This window comes from Mycobacteriales bacterium (assembly GCA_036497565.1).
Taxonomy (GTDB): Bacteria; Actinomycetota; Actinomycetes; order Mycobacteriales; family QHCD01; genus DASXJE01.
Genome location: DASXJE010000137.1, coordinates 1 through 20,512 on the forward strand (window position 1 = coordinate 1; position 20,512 = coordinate 20,512).

Annotated in this window: 20 protein-coding genes and 1 tRNA gene; 8 read left to right on the forward strand and 13 right to left on the reverse strand. The window is 68.9% G+C overall.

The annotated features are described in order from the left end of the window. The first annotated feature begins 265 nt into the window (after positions 1-265). Together VGH85_11700 and VGH85_11705 are read left to right on the forward strand one after the other, a co-directional pair. Entirely contained in the window at positions 266-475 is a 210-nt protein-coding gene (locus VGH85_11700; GenBank protein ID HEY2174461.1) for a hypothetical protein, read from the forward strand. A gap of 35 nt (positions 476-510) precedes the next feature. Next, on the forward strand, positions 511-1,878 hold the full coding sequence (locus tag VGH85_11705; protein ID HEY2174462.1) for a serine hydrolase: 1,368 nt from the start codon (positions 511-513) through the stop codon (positions 1,876-1,878). Positions 1,879-1,935: 57 nt separating this feature from the next. Here VGH85_11705 and VGH85_11710 read toward each other — a convergent pair whose 3' ends face one another. The 4 genes from VGH85_11710 to VGH85_11725 form a co-directional block, all read right to left on the reverse strand. Continuing rightward, entirely contained in the window at positions 1,936-2,142 is a 207-nt protein-coding gene (locus VGH85_11710) for a hypothetical protein (protein HEY2174463.1), read from the reverse strand. Positions 2,143-2,384: 242 nt separating this feature from the next. After that, positions 2,385-2,627 carry a carboxymuconolactone decarboxylase family protein gene (locus tag VGH85_11715; protein HEY2174464.1) on the reverse strand — a complete coding sequence of 81 codons (243 nt, stop codon included), beginning with the start codon at positions 2,625-2,627 and terminating at the stop codon, positions 2,385-2,387. Positions 2,628-2,707: 80 nt separating this feature from the next. Beyond that, complete coding sequence (locus tag VGH85_11720; protein HEY2174465.1) at positions 2,708-3,724, reverse strand: zinc-dependent alcohol dehydrogenase family protein; 1,017 nt, start codon at positions 3,722-3,724, stop codon at positions 2,708-2,710. Between the two features lie 223 nt (positions 3,725-3,947). After that, the gene (locus VGH85_11725) at positions 3,948-4,928 is read right to left on the reverse strand and encodes a hypothetical protein (protein HEY2174466.1); all 981 of its coding nucleotides are present in this window, start codon (positions 4,926-4,928) and stop codon (positions 3,948-3,950) included. A 102-nt stretch (positions 4,929-5,030) separates the two neighbouring features. On the opposite strand from VGH85_11725, the gene VGH85_11730 reads away from it, so the two are divergent. Continuing rightward, positions 5,031-5,840, forward strand: a complete 810-nt coding sequence (locus tag VGH85_11730; GenBank protein HEY2174467.1) for an alpha/beta hydrolase — start codon at positions 5,031-5,033, stop codon at positions 5,838-5,840. Positions 5,841-5,946: 106 nt separating this feature from the next. Beyond that, positions 5,947-7,854 (forward strand): sensor domain-containing diguanylate cyclase, encoded by a 1,908-nt coding sequence (locus VGH85_11735; GenBank protein ID HEY2174468.1) that lies wholly within the window; start codon positions 5,947-5,949, stop codon positions 7,852-7,854. Here the strand turns inward: VGH85_11735 and VGH85_11740 are convergent. The 9 genes from VGH85_11740 to VGH85_11780 form a co-directional block, all read right to left on the reverse strand. Then, positions 7,835-8,323, reverse strand: a complete 489-nt coding sequence (locus VGH85_11740; GenBank protein HEY2174469.1) for a hypothetical protein — start codon at positions 8,321-8,323, stop codon at positions 7,835-7,837. The two genes, VGH85_11735 and VGH85_11740, sit on opposite strands and share 20 nt — an antisense overlap. 335 nt (positions 8,324-8,658) lie before the next feature. After that, on the reverse strand, positions 8,659-9,156 hold the full coding sequence (locus VGH85_11745) for a nuclear transport factor 2 family protein (GenBank protein HEY2174470.1): 498 nt from the start codon (positions 9,154-9,156) through the stop codon (positions 8,659-8,661). Between the two features lie 59 nt (positions 9,157-9,215). After that, complete coding sequence (locus VGH85_11750) at positions 9,216-9,866, reverse strand: histidine phosphatase family protein (protein HEY2174471.1); 651 nt, start codon at positions 9,864-9,866, stop codon at positions 9,216-9,218. Between the two features lie 27 nt (positions 9,867-9,893). Next, positions 9,894-11,318, reverse strand: a complete 1,425-nt coding sequence (locus tag VGH85_11755) for an amidase (GenBank protein ID HEY2174472.1) — start codon at positions 11,316-11,318, stop codon at positions 9,894-9,896. A gap of 5 nt (positions 11,319-11,323) precedes the next feature. Next, positions 11,324-12,796 (reverse strand): cytosine permease, encoded by a 1,473-nt coding sequence (locus VGH85_11760; protein ID HEY2174473.1) that lies wholly within the window; start codon positions 12,794-12,796, stop codon positions 11,324-11,326. Next, positions 12,786-13,757 (reverse strand): agmatinase, encoded by a 972-nt coding sequence (speB, locus tag VGH85_11765; GenBank protein ID HEY2174474.1) that lies wholly within the window; start codon positions 13,755-13,757, stop codon positions 12,786-12,788. Before speB ends, VGH85_11760 begins: the two co-directional genes overlap by 11 nt. Before the next feature lie 55 nt (positions 13,758-13,812). Further along, positions 13,813-15,204, reverse strand: a complete 1,392-nt coding sequence (locus VGH85_11770; GenBank protein ID HEY2174475.1) for a DUF2252 domain-containing protein — start codon at positions 15,202-15,204, stop codon at positions 13,813-13,815. A gap of 182 nt (positions 15,205-15,386) precedes the next feature. Next, a complete protein-coding gene (locus VGH85_11775; protein HEY2174476.1) occupies positions 15,387-15,611 on the reverse strand; it encodes a DUF3618 domain-containing protein in 225 nt (74 codons plus the stop codon). A gap of 41 nt (positions 15,612-15,652) precedes the next feature. After that, entirely contained in the window at positions 15,653-17,437 is a 1,785-nt protein-coding gene (locus VGH85_11780) for a glycoside hydrolase family 15 protein (protein ID HEY2174477.1), read from the reverse strand. Between the two features lie 80 nt (positions 17,438-17,517). Between VGH85_11780 and bcp the strand changes: the two genes are divergently transcribed. From bcp to VGH85_11800, 4 genes are all read left to right on the forward strand, one after another. After that, a complete protein-coding gene (gene bcp / locus VGH85_11785; protein ID HEY2174478.1) occupies positions 17,518-17,991 on the forward strand; it encodes a thioredoxin-dependent thiol peroxidase in 474 nt (157 codons plus the stop codon). Between the two features lie 217 nt (positions 17,992-18,208). Further along, positions 18,209-20,023 carry a S53 family peptidase gene (locus VGH85_11790; protein ID HEY2174479.1) on the forward strand — a complete coding sequence of 605 codons (1,815 nt, stop codon included), beginning with the start codon at positions 18,209-18,211 and terminating at the stop codon, positions 20,021-20,023. Positions 20,024-20,116: 93 nt separating this feature from the next. Continuing rightward, positions 20,117-20,199: transfer RNA gene (locus tag VGH85_11795), tRNA-Leu, on the forward strand. 49 nt (positions 20,200-20,248) lie between these two features. Then, a partial coding sequence (locus tag VGH85_11800) for a hypothetical protein (protein ID HEY2174480.1) occupies positions 20,249-20,512 on the forward strand: 264 nt, incomplete at its 3' end.

A 20,512-nucleotide genomic window follows, 5' to 3' on the forward strand; every position in this document is an offset into this window, starting at 1 on the left:
CTAGGAGGAGCGCCCCTCGCAAGAGTGCGACCAATCTGAGCGGGTTCGGGGTTCGAGTTCCTGGCGGCGCACAAACTCCAAGGTCAGGCACCGTCACGGTGTCCGACCATCTTCGTCGGCCATCCCGGCAGCCCGGCCAGCCGGGTAAAATCATGTCCAGGGCTGTGTGTTGAGCGGTCCCCACCGGATCAGACGACTGGAAGCGAAGTGCACGAGGGACCTCCGCCGCGAGGGTCGTCGGCCGCTGAGTCGGGAGGGGATCAGCGTGTGGTACATCGTCATGTTCGCCGGCCTGGCGATCCTTCTCGTGGTCGTCGTGCTTGTTCGAAACTCGCGCACCCAGGCCGGCGGATCACGACTCGAAGCACCAACGGGCACCGCCAACGCGTCCCGCACCGCGCACGGCAGTACCGCCCGGAAGGAGCGCAAGCGGCGCCGCGCACAGTCCCGCAACGCCCGTCGCAAGCGACACTGACGTCGGTCCCGACCTGAGACCGTAGAGTCCTCAGCATGCGAGATCAGCCGACGGTCATCGAAGCCGAGTTGGCGCAGGCGGCCCGGGAACTGGGTGTTCCCGGCGTCGCGGTGGGCGTCGACGATGGCGGGGACCGCGAGATCGTCACCTACGGCGTCACCAGCGTCGAACATGGCCAGCCGATCGACGAGGCGACGTTGTTCCAGATCGGCTCCACGGCCAAGACCTTCACCGCCGCGGCAATCATGGTCCTGGTCGACCAGGGACGGATCGACCTCGACCAGCCGGTACGTCGCTACCTCCCCGAGCTGCGGTTGCGCGACGACGATGCGACCCAGACCTTGACCGTCGGTCAGCTGCTCAACCACACCGCGGGCTGGGACGGCGGCGATTCCTGGATCGACACCGGCGAGGGCGACGACGCGCTGGAACGCTCCGTTGCGCTGCTCGCCGACCTGCCGCAGCAGTTCGCCCCGGGGACGGGCGCGTCGTACAACAACGCGGCTTTCGTGCTCGCCGGCCGCGTGGTGGAGAAGGTGACCGGCGAGACCTACGAGCGGGCCCTGGCTCGGCTGATCCTCGATCCGCTCGGGCTGCGCCAGACGATGACGTCGCTGAACGAGATCATGACGCAGCCCTTCGCCGTCGGCCACCGGCCGGGCGGCTCGGGTGACCGGACGGTGTCGGCGTGCCGGCCGTGGAGCGACCCGCGTGGCTATCTGCCCGCAGGGGCTCGGCTCGCCTCCAGCCTCGGCGACCAGCTGACCTGGGCGCGGTTCCAGCTGAGCGACGGCCGGTCACCCGACGGCACCCGGCTGCTCTCCGAGCAACGGCTACAGGCGATGCACGCGCCGACGACGAGCCACGAGTTGATGCCGGGGATCCGCGTCGGGATCGCGTGGCTGCTCCGCGAGATCGACGGCGTACTGCTGGTCGAGCACCACGGCGACGTCTCGGGTCAGCACTCGACGGTCACCGTGGTCCCCGAGCGTGATTGCGCGATTGTCGTCCTGACCAACTCCAGCCCGACCGGCCGGGAACTGGCGGAACAGATCGTGCGCCAGATCCTGGAATCAAGGTTCGGGTTGGTCGAACGGTCGCCCGAGGCGCTCGTGCTCAGCCCCGACGAGTTGGCCCCCTACACCGGGACCTACCGCACCGAGGGCATCGAGCTGCGGATCGTCGCCGCCGGCAGCGGACTGGTCATCCACGGCACCCTGTCCGACGACGACTCTCCCGGAGAGACGCTGGAGTTCCCGGTCAGCCTGCTGGCCGCCGAACGATTCCTGGTCGTCGACGGTCCGTTCACGGGCCTGCAGGGGGAATTCGTCCGCGAGGACGGCGTGGTCGTCGCCGCCAAGCACGTCGGCCGGCTGGTGCCGCGGGCGGCGGATCCTTCCTGATCCCCGGCCCGGCGCTCGGCGATGCCGGGGACTTCGGTCGCTCTGATGGCCCTGTCGTCAGTCGCCTACCGTCACCGTCTCGCCGGCCAGGAATACGTATTGCGCCCTGCCATGCTCGCCTCCGCCGTCGGTGTGGCCGGATACTCTGACCCTCCCGTCGGGCAGGTGCTCGATGTCGTCGAGCCGAACGTGCGACCCGGCAACCTCGACAACCATGCCGACCGCGATGTCCCGTGCCGGCAGCCAATACGCAGGCCTCGTCATTCTCCGATGGTGGGCCAGCTTCGCGGCGGTGCGGGGCCACCGGCATGGAGTCCGTTAGTCCATCCGGTGAATTGCGCGGAAGCGCGTGAGTGTCCGGGTGTTTGGTCGCTCAGGCGGAGTTGAGCCGGTCCATCAGCCCCTGGGCCGTCGTTCATCGTGAAGAAGACCTTGGTCGCCAGGACGATGTCCTCGCGACGGCTGTACCTCTTAAACGCCCGGCCGACGATCTCTTCGGTGCCCGGTCAGGCGTCGAGAACGTTCTTGGCGACGGGTATCGCCGACATTGCCCGGGGCCAGCCGGCGTAGAAGGCGAGGTGGATGATCGTCTCTTTCAGCTCGGCGTCGGTCAGACCGTTGTCCTTTGCGCGGGCTAGGTGGTTCGTGAGCTGTTCGGTGTTGCCGTTGGCGATCAGGGCGGCGACCGTGACGAGGCTGCGGTCCCGCTTGGTCAATTCCGCGCGTTCCCAGCTTCGGCGCGAAGTCACCGATGGCTCGTTGGGCTGGGGTCGAAGCGTCGGAGCCGGGCATGTCTTTCCTTCCGTAGATCGGGAGGCGGGACCGCATGTCACGGACGCAGCAGGACCTTGATCGCCCGACGTTCGTCCATGGCGTGGTAGGCGTCGGCGACCTGCTCGAGCGGGAGTTCCAGGTCGAACACCTTCCCCGGGTCGATACGCCGCCCCCACACCCGCTCCAACAGGTCGGGCAAGTAGCGCCGTACCGGGGCGGGGCCGCCGCGCACGCCGCGGTTGCTGAAGAACATCTCCCGTACGGGAAGCTCCACCCCGTGCGGCACGCCGACGCAGCCGACGAGTCCGCCGGGCCGGACGGAGCGGAGGGCCTGCAGCATCGACTCGCCAGTCCCCACACACTCCAGGACGGCGTCAGCGCCGACGTCGTCGGTCAGCTTCTCGATCTCGGCGACGCCCTCCGCCCCGCGTTCGGTCACGATGTCGGTGGCGCCGAACTCGCGGGCCAGCTGTTGTCGGGGCCGGTGCCGGCTCATGGCGATCACCCGCTCGGCGCCTAGTTGTGCTGCAGAGAGCACACCGCATAGCCCGACGGCGCCGTCACCGACCACGGCAACAGTCATGCCCTCCTCGACACCGGCCGAGACGGCGGCATGCCAGCCGGTGCTCATCACGTCGGACAGGCTCAGCAGGCTCGGGATGAGGTCCTCCGGCGGCGGTCCCGGGGTCGCCACCAGGGTGCCGTCGGCCAGCGGGACGCGGATCAGCTCGGACTGGCAGCCGTCATAGCCGGTGCCGCGCTGACAGGCGGACTGGACACCGGCGCGGCAGTGCGGGCACGTGTTGTCGGAGGTGAGGAACCCGCCGATGACGAACTGCCCGGGCGTGATCGAGGTGACATGGTCGCCGACCTGCTCCACGATGCCGCAGTACTCATGACCGATCGCCCGCGGTTGACTGACCTCGTCCAGGCCACGGTAGGGCCATAGGTCCGAGCCACACACACAGGTGGCGGTGGCGCGGACGATCGCATCGGAGGGCTCGATGATCGTCGGGTCGGGGCGCTCTTCGAAGCGCACGTCGCCGGGGGCGTACAGGATGGTTCCGCGCATGTGGGCTTCCTTTCAGATCACGGTCGGACTCGGCACGCGTCGGCGGGTAACCCGGCCTGATCAGGCGTGATCCGTCCCCGTCGGGAGACCAGGAACTCGCGGACCTCATCCCTGTTCTGCATGTCGCCGACCCTACGGCCGCGCCCCCAGCCGTGGGAGGCCCTGTCGTTACCTGGCTGGCAGACTCCGCGTGCGGAGGCTGGGGTCCCGGCGTCGATCCGTCCTAGCGCTGGCGGTTCGTGTCGATCTGGTCGAAATCGCCGTAGCCATTGCGGAGTCCACCGCCGCCCGACCATTGCCACATCACTGCATGGCTACTGGATTGTCCGACCCCGCCGAAGAAATGCGCGCAGGTCGAGGTGCCGCGCAGGCACCAGCCCGACGGCGGGTTCTGCAGGCTGGCGGTGGCGTCGGTGTAGGTCCACTCGTCGGTGTTGGGGATGGATGCCGCGCCGCCGGTGCCGAAGATGTTCGCCCAGATCCCGGGCGCCGAGTAGACGCCGGGGATGTAGCTCGTGTCGTGCTTGATGTAGTCGGAGAATCCGTTGAAGACCTGGCGGTCGAGGCTCGGCGCGACGAAATTGGTTTTGACCCGGCCGCTGCACGGCGAGGTGTAGACCGCGTTCCAGCCGTTGTCCGGCGCCGGCGTGAAGCTGGGGGCGTTGCCCGGGATCTCGATGTCCATGAAGACGACCGGGTACTTCACCGAGAAGGTCGCGATGTCGGCCCGCGCCCGTGCCGCCTGCGCCCGGCCCCACGCATAGGCCTCCTGCGTCGTGCCGTTGTAGTGCGGGTCGACACCCGGACCGCCCATGAACCAGTAGACGCCCGTGCCGATGCCCTTCTTGTACGTCGTGAAGTTGGTGTTGGCCTGCGCGCTGTTGGTGGCCGACCACACGAACTTGGTGCCGCAACCCTGCCACCTCGACCAGTTTCCGACCATTCCGATGTAGCCGCCGTATGCTCCGCCGATCACCGGCTCGGAGTACGGCGCCGAGCCCGTGCCGGACACCGTGTCGCTATCCGTGCCGTAGTAGAACCCGGTCGGGGTGTCGCCCGCCGGAGCGACGTTCGGGCTGGTCGTCCCGGCGGCGTAGACCGGCGCCGACAAGGCGAGGAGCAGCATCGCCGCACCGACGACGGCGAGAAGCCGGTGAGCGTAGGAAGTCCACGGCCCGCTGCCTGGCCGGCGTATCAGTGCCACGTCTCCCCCTACCGAAGTTCGTCACGACAAACCTACTGCGCAGAAGGCCGGCAGGCGCGGCGGGTCGGGCGCGTTGCCGGTGTCCGCGGCTACCATCGGTGCGTGCCGAAATGTGAGGTGAACGGGGCGCCTCTGGCCTACGACGACTACGGCGACGGCCCGCCTGTCGTGTTCCTGCACGCCGGCATCGCCGACCGCCGGATGTGGGCACCACTGGTCGACCAGCTGGCCGGGCGCCACCGGGTCGTGACCTACGACCTGAGGGGTTATGGCGAATCGACCGCGCCGTTAGCGAATTTCGCGCACCACGACGATGTGGCCGGACTGCTCGACCAACTCGGAATCGATCGCGCCTCTCTTGTCGGCTGTTCCTTCGGCGGTTCGGTCGCCATCGATGCCGCGTTGGCGTATCCGGGCCGGGTAGCCGCGTTGGCGCTCTTCGGGTCGGTGGTGTCGGGCTATCGGCTGCCGGGTTTCGGCGACCTGTGGGACCGGATCGTCGGCGACGTCGACGAGGACGATCTCGACGCCATGGCGGCCGCCGAGGTGAGGTTCTGGGTCGTGGGTCCGGCGCGCCGCCCCCAGGACGTCGACGCCGGTCTGATCTCGTTCGCCGAGGCCATGGACCGGCAGGCGCTCCAGGCCGAGGCCGCCCTCGAACAGGTCGACGTAGGGGACCTCGACCCACCGGCCGCGCAACGGCTCGGCGACATCGCCGTACCGACATTGGTGGCTGCCGGCGGCGCGGATATTCCCCAGATCCGGCGCCTGGCTGATCACCTCGGAGCGGAGATCCCGCAGGCGCGACGCCTGGTCGACGTACCCGACACCGGCCACCTGCTGCCCCTTGAGCGCCCGGATCTCGCTGGACGGGCATTGATCGACTTCCTGTCCGAGCAGAATCGGGCCTAGCGACGGCGCACGCCTGACCGGGTGTTCGACGCAAACCCCGCCGGTAGTGCCGTCGGGCGAGGACACTGAGGCAGAACTACTGCGAAACGGTTGACGGGGGACAACAATGAGCGCCGACCCGTTCGCGGGTCGGCCGGCGACGGCGCCATCGTCGTGGGCCGCACCCCTGGCTTTGGTCGTCCTTGTCGGCGCGGTGAGCGCGGGAGCCAACTTCGCAAGTGACACCGCGGCGACGGTGATCCGCGCAATCAGCGGCGCCGTCGTGGTCGCTGCTCTCGTCTACGGCGCCCGCAAGAACGATGCAACTCCTCGCGCGGCGTGGACGATCATCGCGACCGCCATCGCCGTCTGGGTCACCGGAGACGCGCTCTGGGGTGTGCTCCAGGCCGACCACCTGAACGCGGGGTCGCACTGGTTCATCGTTCCGAATGTCCTTTACCTCATCACCTATCCGGCCCTCTTCGTCGCAGTCGTGCTCCTCGTCGGGCGAAAAGGTCGACCGGGCAGACTCTCCAACGTCATCGACTGCGCGATCCTCTCGCTCGCCGGGGCTCTGATCCTGCGTACGTTCCTCGTCGACGCCCACTTCAACGGCACGACCCTCGACAACATCTTCAGCGCCGCCTTCCCACTCGGCGACGCACTGCTGCTCGGGGCCGTCGCCTGGCTGCTGTTCGAGTCCGGGTTGCGCAACCCGTCCGCCTGGCTGTTCGCGGGCGGGATGGCGCTGATGCTGACCACCGATGTCATCTGGGACCTGGAGGTACGGTTCTCCTCCTTCCACGGTGCGTCCTGGGTCAATCCGTCGTATCCGGTGGCCTACGCCCTCATCGCCGCGGCTGCATTACACCCGGCGGTGGCCCGCCTGTCCGGTCGGGCGCAGCCCGCGCTGCGCTACCACCATCCGGCCCGGCTCGTGTTCCTCTCCGTGTCCCTCTTCGTGGTGTCGTTCGTCGCATGGCGCGGAAGTCGCCACGACATCCTCATCGAGCTGTGCACCGTGGGCCTCGTGATCGTGATCGTGATCCGGTTCGCCGTACTCGTCCGGAGTACCGAGAAGGCCTACGAAAAGGCGGACACCAACGAACGACGGTTCCGGCTCCTGGCCACCGCGGCACCCGTCGGGATCTACGAGACGGACGCCGACTTCCGGATCGTCTTCGCCAACGAAGAAGCCGAGCAGCTCGCGGGAAGCTCGGTGATCGGGATGACGCCCGGCAAGCTGCTGACCTACGCCGTCGACGAGCGGGATCGGGAAGCGATCCGGCAGGCGCTCGACGACGTCGGGTCCGGCCGCCGCGCCTCAGCCCAGTTCCGGGTTCGCGGCGCGGACGGCGAGAAACACTGGGTCGCCTGGTACGGGACGCCCTCCCAAGAGGGCTCCGGACCGTTCGCCGGGGCTCTGGCCTCCACCATCGACATCACCGCGCTCAAGGACGCCGAGGCCAAGCTCGCCCGGCAAGCGACCCACGACCCGTTGACCGGCCTGCCCAATCGCCGCCTGCTCTTCGACCGGCTCGGCCGGTCGCTCGCGCGGCTGGCGCGGCAACCGGGGACGATCGCGGTCCTGTTCCTCGACCTGGACAACTTCAAGCCGGTCAACGACGAGCTCGGCCATGAGGCCGGTGACGAGCTGCTCGAAATCGTGGCGCGGCGTCTGGCCGACACGACCCGCGACGAGGACACCGTCGCGCGGTTCGGCGGCGACGAGTTCGTCGTCATCCTCGAACGGGTGGCCGGCCGCGGCCACGCGGCGACGGTCGCCACCAAGATCATCGAGGCGATCGGTGCGCCGGCACCGCTGCAGCCCGGGCGAGCCGAGGTCCAGGCCAGCGTCGGCATCGCGCTCACCGCAGACACCGACAAAGACCCGGACGCCTTGCTGCACGATGCGGACGCCGCGATGTACCTCGCCAAGGAGGCCGGCGGCGCGCGTTACCGGTTCTTCGACGACACCGTGGTCGACGACGAAAGCGTGCGTGCCCGCTCGGCGACTAGCCGGCGTAGGGACTGAGCGTGATGTCGACGAACTGCACCGCCTCGACCCACGCGACCAGCTCTTTCGGGACGCAGTAGGCGGAGATCAGTGACGACCGGTCGGCGATCGCCTTCTGCAGCGGCACCCGGCCCGCCGCGCCCGGGTGGGCGGCGCCGACGCTCTTAGCGAGCGCCCTCATCTCCGCCGGGCTGTTGTCGCAGGTGGTTCGGGCCGCCTGTGCTGCTTCCCCGGGACCCATCAATGGCGGCACCAGGCCTTTGTTCCGGTCGAGTTGGGCGTAGGCGGAGTAGTCGCTTCCGCGGGCCGGCTTGGCGGGCGCGGAGGCGACCACCGGCGCGGCACTGGCCGACCCCACGGCCGTCGGTGTCGCGGACTGTGCAGTCGGCGCGACCGGGTCAGTCTTCCTCGGAGTCGTCGCCGTACATCCGGACACGGCCACCATGAGTACCGTCGCGGCGGCGAGAAGGGCCAGGCGTGCGTCCACAAGCTTCTCCAAGAGGGCCGCTCCCGAGACCGAACGCCCGGTCGAGCCGCCCCGCTGATCCTCGTCGCTGGGGTGGCTCCTGTCCAGCCGGACAGGCATTGCGGCCGAGCATGCACCGGTAGCCGCAGATTCTGTCGGAGACCGGAATCAATTGTCGGGACGACATTCATAAAAGCCGCCCGGGGCATTCTGAAAGCGTCGCGGCGTACGTTTATTGGTCCTCGCAGCAGATTTCTTCAACAATGCTACGACGAACATCGGCTACGCCAGATCTGAGATCACTGAGCGCGAGCCGGCGGCCGGGTTCGGGGGTCGGCGGCACCGAGCGGGGGACGTCAGCCCTCGGTCAGCGAGCGCAGCTTCTCGGTGATCTCGGCGCCGTGCACGGGGAGCCCATCCGGGTCGAGCAGCCCGACCTGGACGAGCACCGAGGCCTGGTCCCACCACAGGTGCTCGTGGTCGATGAGGCCATCGGCGAAGCCGATCACGCCGACGACGCCGACCTCGATCCGCCGGCCGGTGGCGGGCACCCCCGGCAGGATCCAGGAGACCTTCCGGTCGTGCGTCATGGTCACGATCATTTCGTCGACGATGCGCTCGGTCCCGACCGTCCGGCTGACCGACTCGACGACGAAGTCGGCCGGAACCTCGGGGATGAACGTCTCGGTGTAGAACGCACGCACCCGGCGCCCACCCTGCGCCCCGATAAGGGTCGGTAGATGCATCACGTAGGGCTCCGCGACCATCGTGGCCATCGTCGCGTCGACGTCGTGCGCGGCGAACTCGCCCGCGGTGTGGGCGTCCCAGAGCCGCTCCATCTCGGCCGGTTCCATGCCGTCTCCCCTCGTGCTCCTCAGTGGATGCAGTCGGCGTCGTGAGCTGACGGCCGTGGCTAGTGGCGGTCGGGCGGGACGTTGAGCGAGATCAGGGAGACCGGTCCGGTGCCGTCGGCCGGAACGCTCACCTCGGTCAGCGCGGCGTTGTCCAGCCGGGGAAAGACGGTGCGGTAGCGGGGTATCGGGATATCGAGCAGCCGGCAAAGCGCCAGGCGCAGCAGGGTGTTGTGCGCGACGACCAGGATCATGTCACCGGCGTATTCGGTCGCGAGTCGCCGAAGCGCCTCGGCCGAGCGGTCCGCCGCGATCTCCGGCTCCTCGGCGCCGGGAAAGGGGTGAGCGACCGGATCCCGGCGGAAGCGGTCGACCATGTCGGGGTCGAGGCGCCGTAACTCCGCGATCGTCGCGCCCTCCGCGACGCCGAAGTCGACCTCGGTCAACGCGTCGACGACGACCAGATCCCGTCCGGCGGCTCGGGCGCTGGGACGCGCGGTCTCGATCGCACGTCCGAGCGGGGAGCTCACGACCGCGTCCGGCCGCTCGCGACCGGCCCAGGAGGCCAAGGCCGCGGCCTGCGACCGACCGACGTCGGTCAGGTCGACCTCGGTCCGTCCGGCGTACCGGTTCTCGGCGTGCCAGACGGTCTCGCCGTGCCGGGTGAGGACCAATCGGGCCGGCGCGGCCATGCCGCTGTTCCGCTCCGGCACTTGCCCTCCCGTCGTTCGTCACTCACATCACTCGGGTGATGCGCGCAAAGCCGCGTGCGCGCCAACAGTATCCGGGACGGCGCGCTCGTACGCCGCCGCGACCGCGAGTGCGGTGGCGTCGTCGAACCGACGGCAGAGGATCTGCATCCCCGTGGGCATTCCGTCGTCGCCCGGGCCCATCGGGACGGTGGTCGCCGGCTGGCCGGTGAGGTTGGCCGGCAGGGCGAGGGTGCACCAGTCGTCGAAGAAGGGATCGACCGGATGCCCGTCGATGCTCGCCGGTCCCTGCTCGTCGACGGAGAACGCCGTGATCGGCATCGCCGGTGCCAGCAGTACGTCGTGGCGGGAGAAGAAGTCGGCCCACGCCCGGGTGAATGCGGCCCGCTCGTGCAGCGCGTCGACGTATCGCCACCCGGTGATGTCGCGCCCGGCCGCGACGATGTCTGCGATGCCCGGCGACATCTGGTCGGCCCACTCCGCCAGCAACGGACCCTCGGAGGCGTAGCCCTCGACCAGGGCGATCGTGTTCCACAGCGGCGCCGGGTCGGCGGCGTGCGGATGGTCGGGAATCACCGTGGCGCCCGTGGCGTCGGCGACGGTGCGCACGGCGCGTTCGAACGCCGCCCGGACATCGCGCGCCACGTCGTATCCCCCGAGGTCGGCCGAGTAGGCGATCCGCAGGCCGGTGAGATCGTGCGGCAGTACGGCGGCGGTGTAGTCCGCGACCGGCACCGGCCAGGTCATGTCGTCCGCGGTCGACGAGCCGGCCATCGCCTGAAGGCACAGCGCGACGTCGCGCACCGCCCGGGCCATCGGCCCGTCGACCGAGAGACTCTTCCACCCTTTGAAGCCCGGCTCCTTCGGGACCAGACCGAAGGTCGGCTTGTGGCCGACGACGCCGCAGAACGCGGACGGGATGCGGATCGACCCGCCACCGTCGGTGCCGAGGGCGAGCGGGACCATCCCCGCAGCCACCGACACCGCCGCGCCGCCGCTGGACCCGCCCGGCGTCCGGTCGAGATTCCACGGGTTGCGGGTCAGACCGTAGATCTGGTTGTCGGTGTAGCCCCGGTAGCAGAACTCCGGATTGTTGGTCTTGCCCACGACGATCGCGCCGGCCGCCTCCAGCCGTGCGACACAGACGCAGTCCTCCGCCGGCACGAAGTCGGCGAGAGCCCGTGATCCGTTGGTGGCAGGCGCGCCGGCCAGCCAGATGTGGTCCTTCACCGAGACCGGCACCCCGAACAGCGGCGGCAGAACGGCGACGTCTCGACGTATCCGCTCGTCCGCCGCGTCGGCCTGGGCAAGCGCACGGTCCTGCAGTGTGACGGTGAAGGCGTTCAACGGCCCATCGTGAGCGGTGATCCGATCGAGCGCCTGCATGACGGCAGCGCGCACTGTCGTCCGCCCGTCTCGCACCGCCTCGGCGATGCCGGTCGCGTCGTCCAGCACCGGCGCTACGCGGCCGACTCGCCGGCCGCGGCGTCGACTCCCGCCGTCTCGAGCTCTTCGGCCTCCGCCTGCTCGACCTGCCGTTCGGCGGCCACGTCGATGCTGCGGGCCAGCACGTAGTACAGGATCCCGGCGACCGGAAGACCGATGAAGATGGAGATGTCCGCGCCGTCGAGCGACTCGGCGACCGGGCCGGTGAACAACCCGGTGCTGAAGAACGGCACCATGGCCGCGAAGCCGACGAGGTAGGCCAGCATGCCACGCCAGCCCCACCGGCCGTACATGCCGTTGGGCTTGAAGATCTCGGCGACCGCGTAGTGCCCTCGGCGTACGACGTAGTAATCGACGAGGTTCACCGCCGTCCAGGGGATGAACAGATAGAGAACGAGTAGCAGGAAGTTGTTGAAGTTGGCGAGGAAGTCCTCCGAGCTGGCGAGTGCGCCCGCCAGCGACAGCGCGGCGGTGAAACCCACCGTGGCGATCCGCATGAGGACGGTCGGCCGGACCCGCCGGACGGAGTCGATCGCGCTGATCATCGTCAGTGAACCGCCGTACATGTTCAATGCGGTGACCGAGATGAGGCCGAGCGCCGCGAAGATGAGCACGATCGCGCCGAATCCGCTGAAGAGCTTGTCACCGGCGACGTCGATGGCCTTCACCGTGTCGAACGCCGCACCGGTCTTGATCGTCGCTGCCAGCAGCGTGCCCAGGCCCATCAACCACATCGCGCCGAGCGCCGAGCCCCAATAGGTCCACAGGAACGTCTTGCGGACCGTGACGTCGGGGGGAAGGTAGCGCGAGTAGTCCGAGACGTAGATCGCCCAGCTCACCTGGTAACCGGCGACGACCCCGAACTGCGCGAGGAAGGGAGTCGCCTTGAACGCGCCGAGGTTGAAGGCACCGGCGGGTACGCCGAGCTTCGCGATCGCAATGATGGTGAAGAGACCGAAGATGAGGACGAACCCGTAGGTGAGCACCCGCTCCATCGAGTGGATCAGGTCGTAGCCCACCACGGCGACGGTCAGGGCGACGAGTGTGACCACGACGATCCAGAACTTTGTGCTGCCGTGCACGGTCGCGCTCAGGGACTGGCCGGCGAGGACGGTGTTGAACACGTTGAAGCCGGCGTATTGCAGGTAGGCGAACGCCCAGACCAGCAAGGCACCGATGTAGCCGAACTGCGGCCTCGACTGGATCATCTGCGGAAGGCCGAGCTGGGGACCCTGTGCGGAGTGGAAGGCCATGAAGAAGGTCCCGAACAGCGTGCCGAGAACGATCGCGATCAGCGACCAGATCAGGTTGCCGCCCGTCGTGATGCTCACCAGACCGACCGCCAGGGTGGCGATCTGGGCGTTGCTCATGAACCACAACGGCCCCAGATGCCACAGCTTCCCGTGCCGTTCGCGCAACGGCACGTAGTCGATCGACCGGACCTCCACACCGCGGCCCGCAGCGCGTCCGGATGACTCAGCTGCCATTGCTGCCTCCTGCGGGCTGAGGGGGTTGGGGGGCCATCACGGATAACAGTTCGTACCCCACGTGGGCGGCGGCGATACCGGTGATCTCGGCGTGGTCGTACGCCGGCGCAACCTCGACGATGTCCGCGCCGACGACCGGCAGGCCGGCCAGCCCCCGGAGCACCCCGAGCAGCTCGCGGGAGGTCATCCCGCCGGCCTCCGGCGTCCCGGTGCCAGGGGCGTGGGCGGGGTCGAGCACATCGATGTCGACGGACACATAGATCGGTGCCGCACCGATCCGCGCGTGCATCCGGTCCACGACGCCGCCGACACCCAGGTCGTCCATCTCGGTGCAGGCCACGGTCGCGAACCCCAGCCGCTCGGTGTCGTCCATGTCGCTTGCGCCGTAGAGCGGTCCGCGGATGCCGAGATGGATGGAGTGCTCGCGGTCGATCAGTCCCTCCTCCGACGCACGACGGAACGGAGTCCCATGCGTGTAGGGCTCGCCGAAGTAGGTGTCCCAGGTGTCCAGGTGGGCGTCGAAGTGCACCACCGCGACCGGGCCGTGCCGCGCCGCCATCACCCGAAGCAGCGGGAGGGCGATCGTATGGTCGCCGCCGAGAGTGAGCAGCCGGGTGGCGTCCCCGGCGACCTCGGCCGCTCCGGCCTCGATCGCAGCGATCGCCTCGGCGATCGAGAATGGATTGGCGGCGACGTCACCGGCATCGGCGACCTGGTGGCCCGCGAACGGCGCCACCCCCAACGCCGGGTTGTAGGGCCGGAGCAACCGCGAGGACTCCCGGATGTGCGCCGGACCGAACCGCGCGCCCGGGCGGTAGCTCACCCCCGCGTCGAACGGAACGCCGAGCACCGCCAGGTCGACCCGGTCCACCTGGTCGGTCCGGGGCAGTCGGGCGAACGTCGCCGGACCCGCGAAACGTGGTACGGCCACCGCGTCGGTGGGCCCTACGATCTCCGCCATGGGCGGACGGTAATACCCGGGCGGTCAGATGTCGCGGCGAGCCGGCCGCGCGTTCTCAGACCCCGAACTGCGCCGTGATTCTCCCCGACTCCGCGGCCTTCTTGAAGTTCTCGAAGTCACGGGCGTTCTGGTCGGCGTAATTCTCGGCGAAGGCGACGATGGCGCGGTCGAAGGATTGGCCCTTGCCCAGGTAGGCGGCGATCGCGATCCGGTCACCCGCGCGCGCGTGCGCGCGGGCCAGGGCCCAGCCGCACAGCCGGGCGTAGAGCCCCATCCCCTTCGGAACCATCCGGTCGATGTCGGCGGAGCCCTTCCAGTCGTAGAGCTGGCGGATGTAGAAGTCGCGCTCCACGCCGTCGATCCCGGTCGCCCGTTCCCAGCCGAGGAAGATGTCGCTCGAGGTCTGCATGAGCTGCTGGCCGGCCACCACCCGGTGCCCGCAGGTGTGATATTCGCTACGCCCGACGAACTGTTCCAGGACCGACGCCTCCGCCTCCTTCACCTGGAGGAAGAGCGGATCCTTCTCATCGCGCCCGAAGAGGAGGACGATCCAGCATCGGGTGCCGACGCTGCCGACGCCGACGACCTTGCGGGCGAAATCGCCGAACCGGAAGGACTCAAGCAGGACCCGGCGATCGCTGGGGAGGGTGCGCCGGTAGGACCGCAGCAGCGAGAGGGTTTCCTCCTGGAACGCGGCCCGCTGGAGGTCGGGCAGCAATTCGGCGATGGGAACGATCAGCGGCGGGTCGCTGATGATCCGCGGCTGGCCGTCGACCACGTGGGTCAGCTTTTCGAACGCCTTCATGCTGTCCTTGCTGCGAGCCTTCTCCAATGACTTGTCGAGGCGCTTGGCCTGCTTCTTGTCCTTCGGGCCCGCCGTCTCCCGAGCCAGTTGCTTGACGTCGTCGAGATCCTGGCGCGCGTACCAGACTTCGAGGTTGGACATCGGGGCGAACCGGAGCATGGACTCCCGGTATTCGCGGGCCGCCTGCATGACGATCGCGGCACGTTCCGCGGCGTCGAAGTTCCTGTCCCGCCCGGCCACGGCGAGGCTTGCGGCGAGCCGCTTCAGGTCCCACTCCCACGGCCCGGGAAGCGTCTCGTCGAAATCGTTGATGTCGAACACCAGCTGTCGCTCAGGAGAGGCGAACACCCCGAAGTTGGACAGGTGGGCGTCGCCGCAGATCTGCGTCCGGATGCCCGTCCGGGGCGTACCCGACAGGTCGGACGCCATCACCAAGGCCGCGCCGCGGTAGAACGAGAACGGAGAGGCCAGCATCCGGCCGTAGCGGATCGGCAGCAGGTCCTGGACGCGCGACTCACCCTGTCCGATGAGGAGGTCCACCGGGTCCGGCCGGGCAGGTCCGAGGCCGAGCTCGGCATGCGACGATCGGGGGACGGCGGCGCGGGCCGCCTTCCCGAAGGCTTCGCGCTCGGCGGGACTCATCCAACGCTGCGCGGCCGACCGGCGCGGCTTCCGCCGGGACCCGTTTGTCTCGTGAGAACTATGCGCTGTGACGACACCCACGGTCATGGCGAACCCCGATCCGACCGGTCATGGGACGATCTTCAGCATCGCGCACTGCGAACGACGCTGTCAGGTGATCGCCCAGACGGTCGGTGGCCGCCTCAGTGGCGGCGTATCCGGCGTACGACGAGAAACGTGGTCAGCCCCGCGGCCGCGCCGATCACGGCCATCCCGGCCGGCGTCTTCGCCTTCTCGATCAAGGTGACCTTCGCCTTCTCGGCAAGGGTCTTCGGGCTCGTGCGCTCGGCGAGCTGGTCGAACGTCGAGGCGAGGGCGTCCCGGGCGTGCTCGATCTCACGCTGGATGCTCTGCGGGTCTCGGGGCACGCGCCCTCCTCGGTCGATGACGATCTTCCCCTACTGCCGGCTCATCCGTGTACCCGCTCACCATAGGCGCGAACCGCGGTGACGAGCGCGAGATGTGACAGTGCCTGGGGGACATTACCGGCCATCCGATGGTTGGCGGTGTCGTATTCCTCGGACAGCAGGCCGGTATCGTTGCGCAGCGCCAGCAGCCGGTCCAGCAGCTTCTTCGCGTCGTCGATCCGTCCACCCAGCGAGTAGCAGGTGGCCAGCCAGAAGCTGCACGCGAGGAACGGGTTTTCTCCGGCCGGCAGGCCATCTCCCCCGGTTCCGGTGTCGTAGCGCAGCAGAAGGCCGTCGCTGTCGAGGGTCTTCTCGATCACGCGGATCGTGCCGGCCATCCGCGGATCATCGGCCGGCAGAAAGCCGAAAATCGGCAGCATGAGCAGCGCCGCATCGACAGTCGTGCCGCCGTAGTACTGGGTGAAGGCGCCGAGCTTCTCGTTGTATCCCTTGGTCAGGACCTCCTTGCGGACGGTGTCGCGCAACTCCCGCCAGCGTTCGACCGGGCCCTCGAGATCGAACTCCTCGCAGGCCCGGACCGCCCGGTCGAACGCGACCCAGATCATCACCCGAGAATGTGTGTAGTGCTGCGGGTCGCCGCGGCTCTCCCAGATGCCCTGGTCCGGCTGCTGCCAGACTTTTTCGAGGTGCTTCATCAGCGAACGTTGCATCGGCCAGGAGACGGGACCCTCGGAGATCCCCGCTTCCCGCGCCCGGTGCAGGGTGTCCATCACCTCACCGAATATCTCCGACTGGAACTGGGTGAAGGCGCCGTTGCCGACCCGGACGGGAGTCGAGTTTTCGTAGCCCGAGAGCCAGTCGAGTTCGGTCTCGGGCAGCCACCGCTCGCCGCCGACGCCGTACATGATCTGGATGTCCTCGGGGTCGCCGGCGATCGCCCGGAGCAGCCAGGAACGCCAGTGCTCGGCCTCGTTCTGGTAGCCGCAGTCGACCAACGCGCCGAGGGTGAGCGCCGCGTCGCGGAGCCAGCAATAGCGGTAGTCCCAGTTGCGCGGGCCGCCGAACTGCTCCGGCAGGGAAGTGGTCGCCGCGGCGGCGATGCCCCCGGTCGGGTGGTAGGTCAGAGCCTTGAGGGTGAGCAGCGACCGGAGGACCGCCTCGCGGTAGGGCCCCTGGTAGGTGCACCGGTCGGACCAGTGCTGCCAGAGGTCGTCGGTCGCGTTGAGCGCGTCATCGGCGTCGAAGACCTGAGGAAGGTCGCGGTGCGACCGGTAATAGCTCAGCGCGAAGTCCCGGTGCTCACCCGCCGGCACGGTGAACTCCCCCACGTGCCGGCCGTCGGCCGGCCCGGGCAGATCGTCGCCGCGCAGGCACAGCGCGTCAGGGCCGGCGACGGCCGACAGAGTCGCCCGGTCATCGTCGTCGTGCCTACGCCGGATCCACGGCCGGACCTTGCCGTAGCCGAACCGCACGATCCATTCCTGGCGCATCCGCACGGCACCGGAGACCCCGACCACGCGCCGAATCAGGTGGCAGTGCTTGTCCCGAGGCGGCATCACGTCGATGACCCGCACCGTGCCGCTGTCGGTGTCGTATTCGGTCTCGAGCACCAACGAGCCCGGCCGGTAGGCCCGCCGCACCGCCTTGACCGGCTCGACCGGGTAGAGCTGCCAGCGCCCATTGCCCGGATCTCCGAGCAGGGCGGCGAAGCAGGCCGGCGAGTCGAAACGCGGCACACACAGCCAGTCGACCGACCCCTCCAGGGAGACCAGCGCGGCCGTATGGGTGTCGCCGATGACGGCGTAATCCTCGATTCGGGCGCTCACAGACCAGTCTTACCGCACGGACGCCCCCCGACGACCCATCGCCTGTCGGCGCGGCGCGGCGACCGGGATAGATTCCGACCATGAGTGAGCCCACCCGACTGGCCCCCGGCGACCCGGCCCCCGACTTCACGCTCCCCGACGCCAACGGCGACCCGGTGTCCCTTGCGTCCTACCGCGGTCGCCGGCTGGTCCTGTACTTCTACCCGGCGGCGATGACGCCCGGCTGCACCAAGGAGGCAGGTGACTTCCGGGACAACCTCGCCGATCTCGAGGGGGCCGGCTACGACGTGGTCGGCGTGTCCCCGGACAAGCCGGAGAAGCTGGCCCGTTTCCGGGACGCCGAAGGCATCTCGTTCCCCCTGCTCTCCGACGCCGACCGGTCCGTGATGATGGCCTACGGGGCGTTCGGCGAGAAGAAGCTCTACGGCAAGACCGTCACCGGCGTGATCCGTTCCACGTTCGTCGTCGACGAAAAGGGCCGGATCGCGCAGGCGCAGTACGCCGTGAAGGCCACCGGTCACGTCGGCAAGCTCCGCCGGGATCTCGGCGTGTAGCGCGGCGGCCATTACCCGTTTGGCCCTATCCCGTTACTTGCCTTCTACGAAATAGTGTCCTGCCAGCATTTCATCGCGCCGTCACCGAAGACGGCGCCCTGAGGGGAGAAGCATGCGCGGTCGCACGGTCCGAAGATCGGCTCTGGCCCTGGGAGCCGGGGCCCTCGTCCTACCATTCCTGGCCGCACCAGCCGGCGGAGCCCCAGCAGCGGCACGGGTGACTCTCGCCGGCACCCAGCCCGCGTGGGCACAGCCCGCTCGAGCCACCGGAGATCTCTCGTCCAGCAAGTCGGTCGCCTTCTCGGTCGTCCTACCGCTGCGCGACGCGGCCGGCGCGGAGCGGCTCGCGCAGGCGGTGTCCACACCGGGACGCGCGCAGTACCGGCACTACGTGAGCGCAGCCCAGTTCGACGCCCGCTTCGCCCCGTCCAGCGGGACGGTGCACGCCGTGACGGACTTCCTGAAGGCGCAGGGCTTCACCGTGTCCGCGGTGGCGCAGGGCAATCGCTGGGTCGAGGCGGCCGGTTCGGCCGCGAAGGTCAACCGGGCCTTCGGGACCCAGCTGAAGAACTACACGTGGAAGGGCCGCCAGCTGCGTGCCCCGTCGAAGGCCGTGTCCGTCCCGTCGTCGATCTCCTCGTCGATCGCCGGCGTCACCGGCCTCGACACCGGCGCACTATTGCGCCGACCCCTCGGCAAGCGGGTCGCCGGCGCACCGGCGCCGCAGAGCAAGCCATCCGCCGCTCCAGCGCCGTCGCAGTGCTCGCAGTTCTTCGGGCAGCACTCCCAGACGGTGCCCGCGGCGTACAGCGGCCAGACCCAGTACCCGACCTACGGCTGCGGCTACACGCCCAACCAGCTGCAGGGTGCCTATGGCGTGAAGAGCGCGATCTCCAAGGGGCGTGACGGGCACGGAGTCACCGTGGCCATCACCGATGCCTACGCGTCGCCGACCATGAAGGCGGACGCCAACACCTACTCCGGCCTCACCGGGATTCCGCAGTTCGCGGCCGGGCAGTACAGCCAGAAGGTGTTCCAACCGTTCGGCATGCAGAAGGAGTGCGGCGGCGAGGCCGGCTGGAACGGCGAGGAGACTCTCGACGTCGAGGCCGTGCACGGAATGGCTGCCGGGGCCAATGTCCTCTACGTCGGCGCCAAGGACTGCGACCAGGGCCTCGATCAGGCGCTGAACTACATCGTCCAGAACCACTCCGCAGACCTGATCAGTAACTCCTGGGGCAACAACGGCGAGGACGTCCCTGCTGCCGAACTCGCCAAGGAGCACTCGATCTTCGTCCAGTCGGCGGCCGAGGGCATCGGCATGTACTTCTCCTCCGGCGACTCGGGTGACGAGTTGGCGAACGTCGGTTCGACTCAGCCCGACTACCCAGCTTCTGACCCGACCGTCACGGCGGTCGGCGGCACGAGCCTCGGCGTCGGTGCGGCCGACAACTACCTCTTCGAGACCGGCTGGGGCACCGCCCTCGACCGGGTGACCACCGACTTCACCGGCTATCAGGAGCCGCTCCCCGGTTCGTTCTCCGGCGGCGCGGGCGGCGGCACCAGCACCCTCTGGAAGCAGCCGGCGTACCAGCAGGGTGTGGTCAAGCCGAGCCTGTCGCGCAAGTTCGGAGGCAAGGCGATGCGGGTCGTTCCCGACGTCGCCACGGTGGCCGACCCCTACACCGGTTTCCTGGTCGGCCAGACCTCCGGCGGCAAGTTCGGAACGTACGCGATCGGTGGTACGAGCGTCGCCTGTCCGGTCTTCGCCGGCATCCAGGCGCTGGCCAGCCAGGGGCTGTCGTCGCCGCTGGGCTTCGCCAACCCGACGCTCTACGGGCTGGCCGGCACCAAGGCCTTCCGCGACGTCCTCCCGACCCGCACGCCGACCGGGATCACCAACCCGACCGGCAGCTACCTGGTCACGCTCGACCGGGACAGCTCGCTGCAGACCGGGCTGAAGTACGACGACGTGACCGGCAACGGCTCACCGAACGGCACCCGCTTCCTCAACGCGGAGAGCGGCAACTAGCCGACGTCGAAGTCCGATCCCGCACGGGATCATCGCTGGGGCCGTCCCGGGCCAAGACCCGGGGCGGCCCCAGCGTCGTTACGATCGCGGCACGCGGGAGTGGCGTAATGGCAGCCGCGCCAGGTTTAGGTCCTGGTGTCCTCACGGACGTGGGGGTTCGAATCCCCCCTCCCGCACCGCTGGGTCCCTTGCGTTGTGCTCGATCGGTTGCAGCACGCTGCACAGATGACTCAGCAGCCCGTCGCCCAATACCGCGCCGAGTTCGACGCCGCCGTGTCATTCCTCAACGGCGGCGGCATCACCGCGACCGGCTTCCGGGTCGACGTCTCTGGCCCATCGGCCTCGGAGGCCGAGGTGGCCGGCCTGTTCATCGCGTCGCTGCACCTGTTGATGGTCGACCGGGTCGAGCTCGGCGGGTTGCGCATCATCGAGGCGGCGCACAAGGGCACCCGCGGCGGGCCGAGCGACCCGGCCGCGGCGGTCGACGGT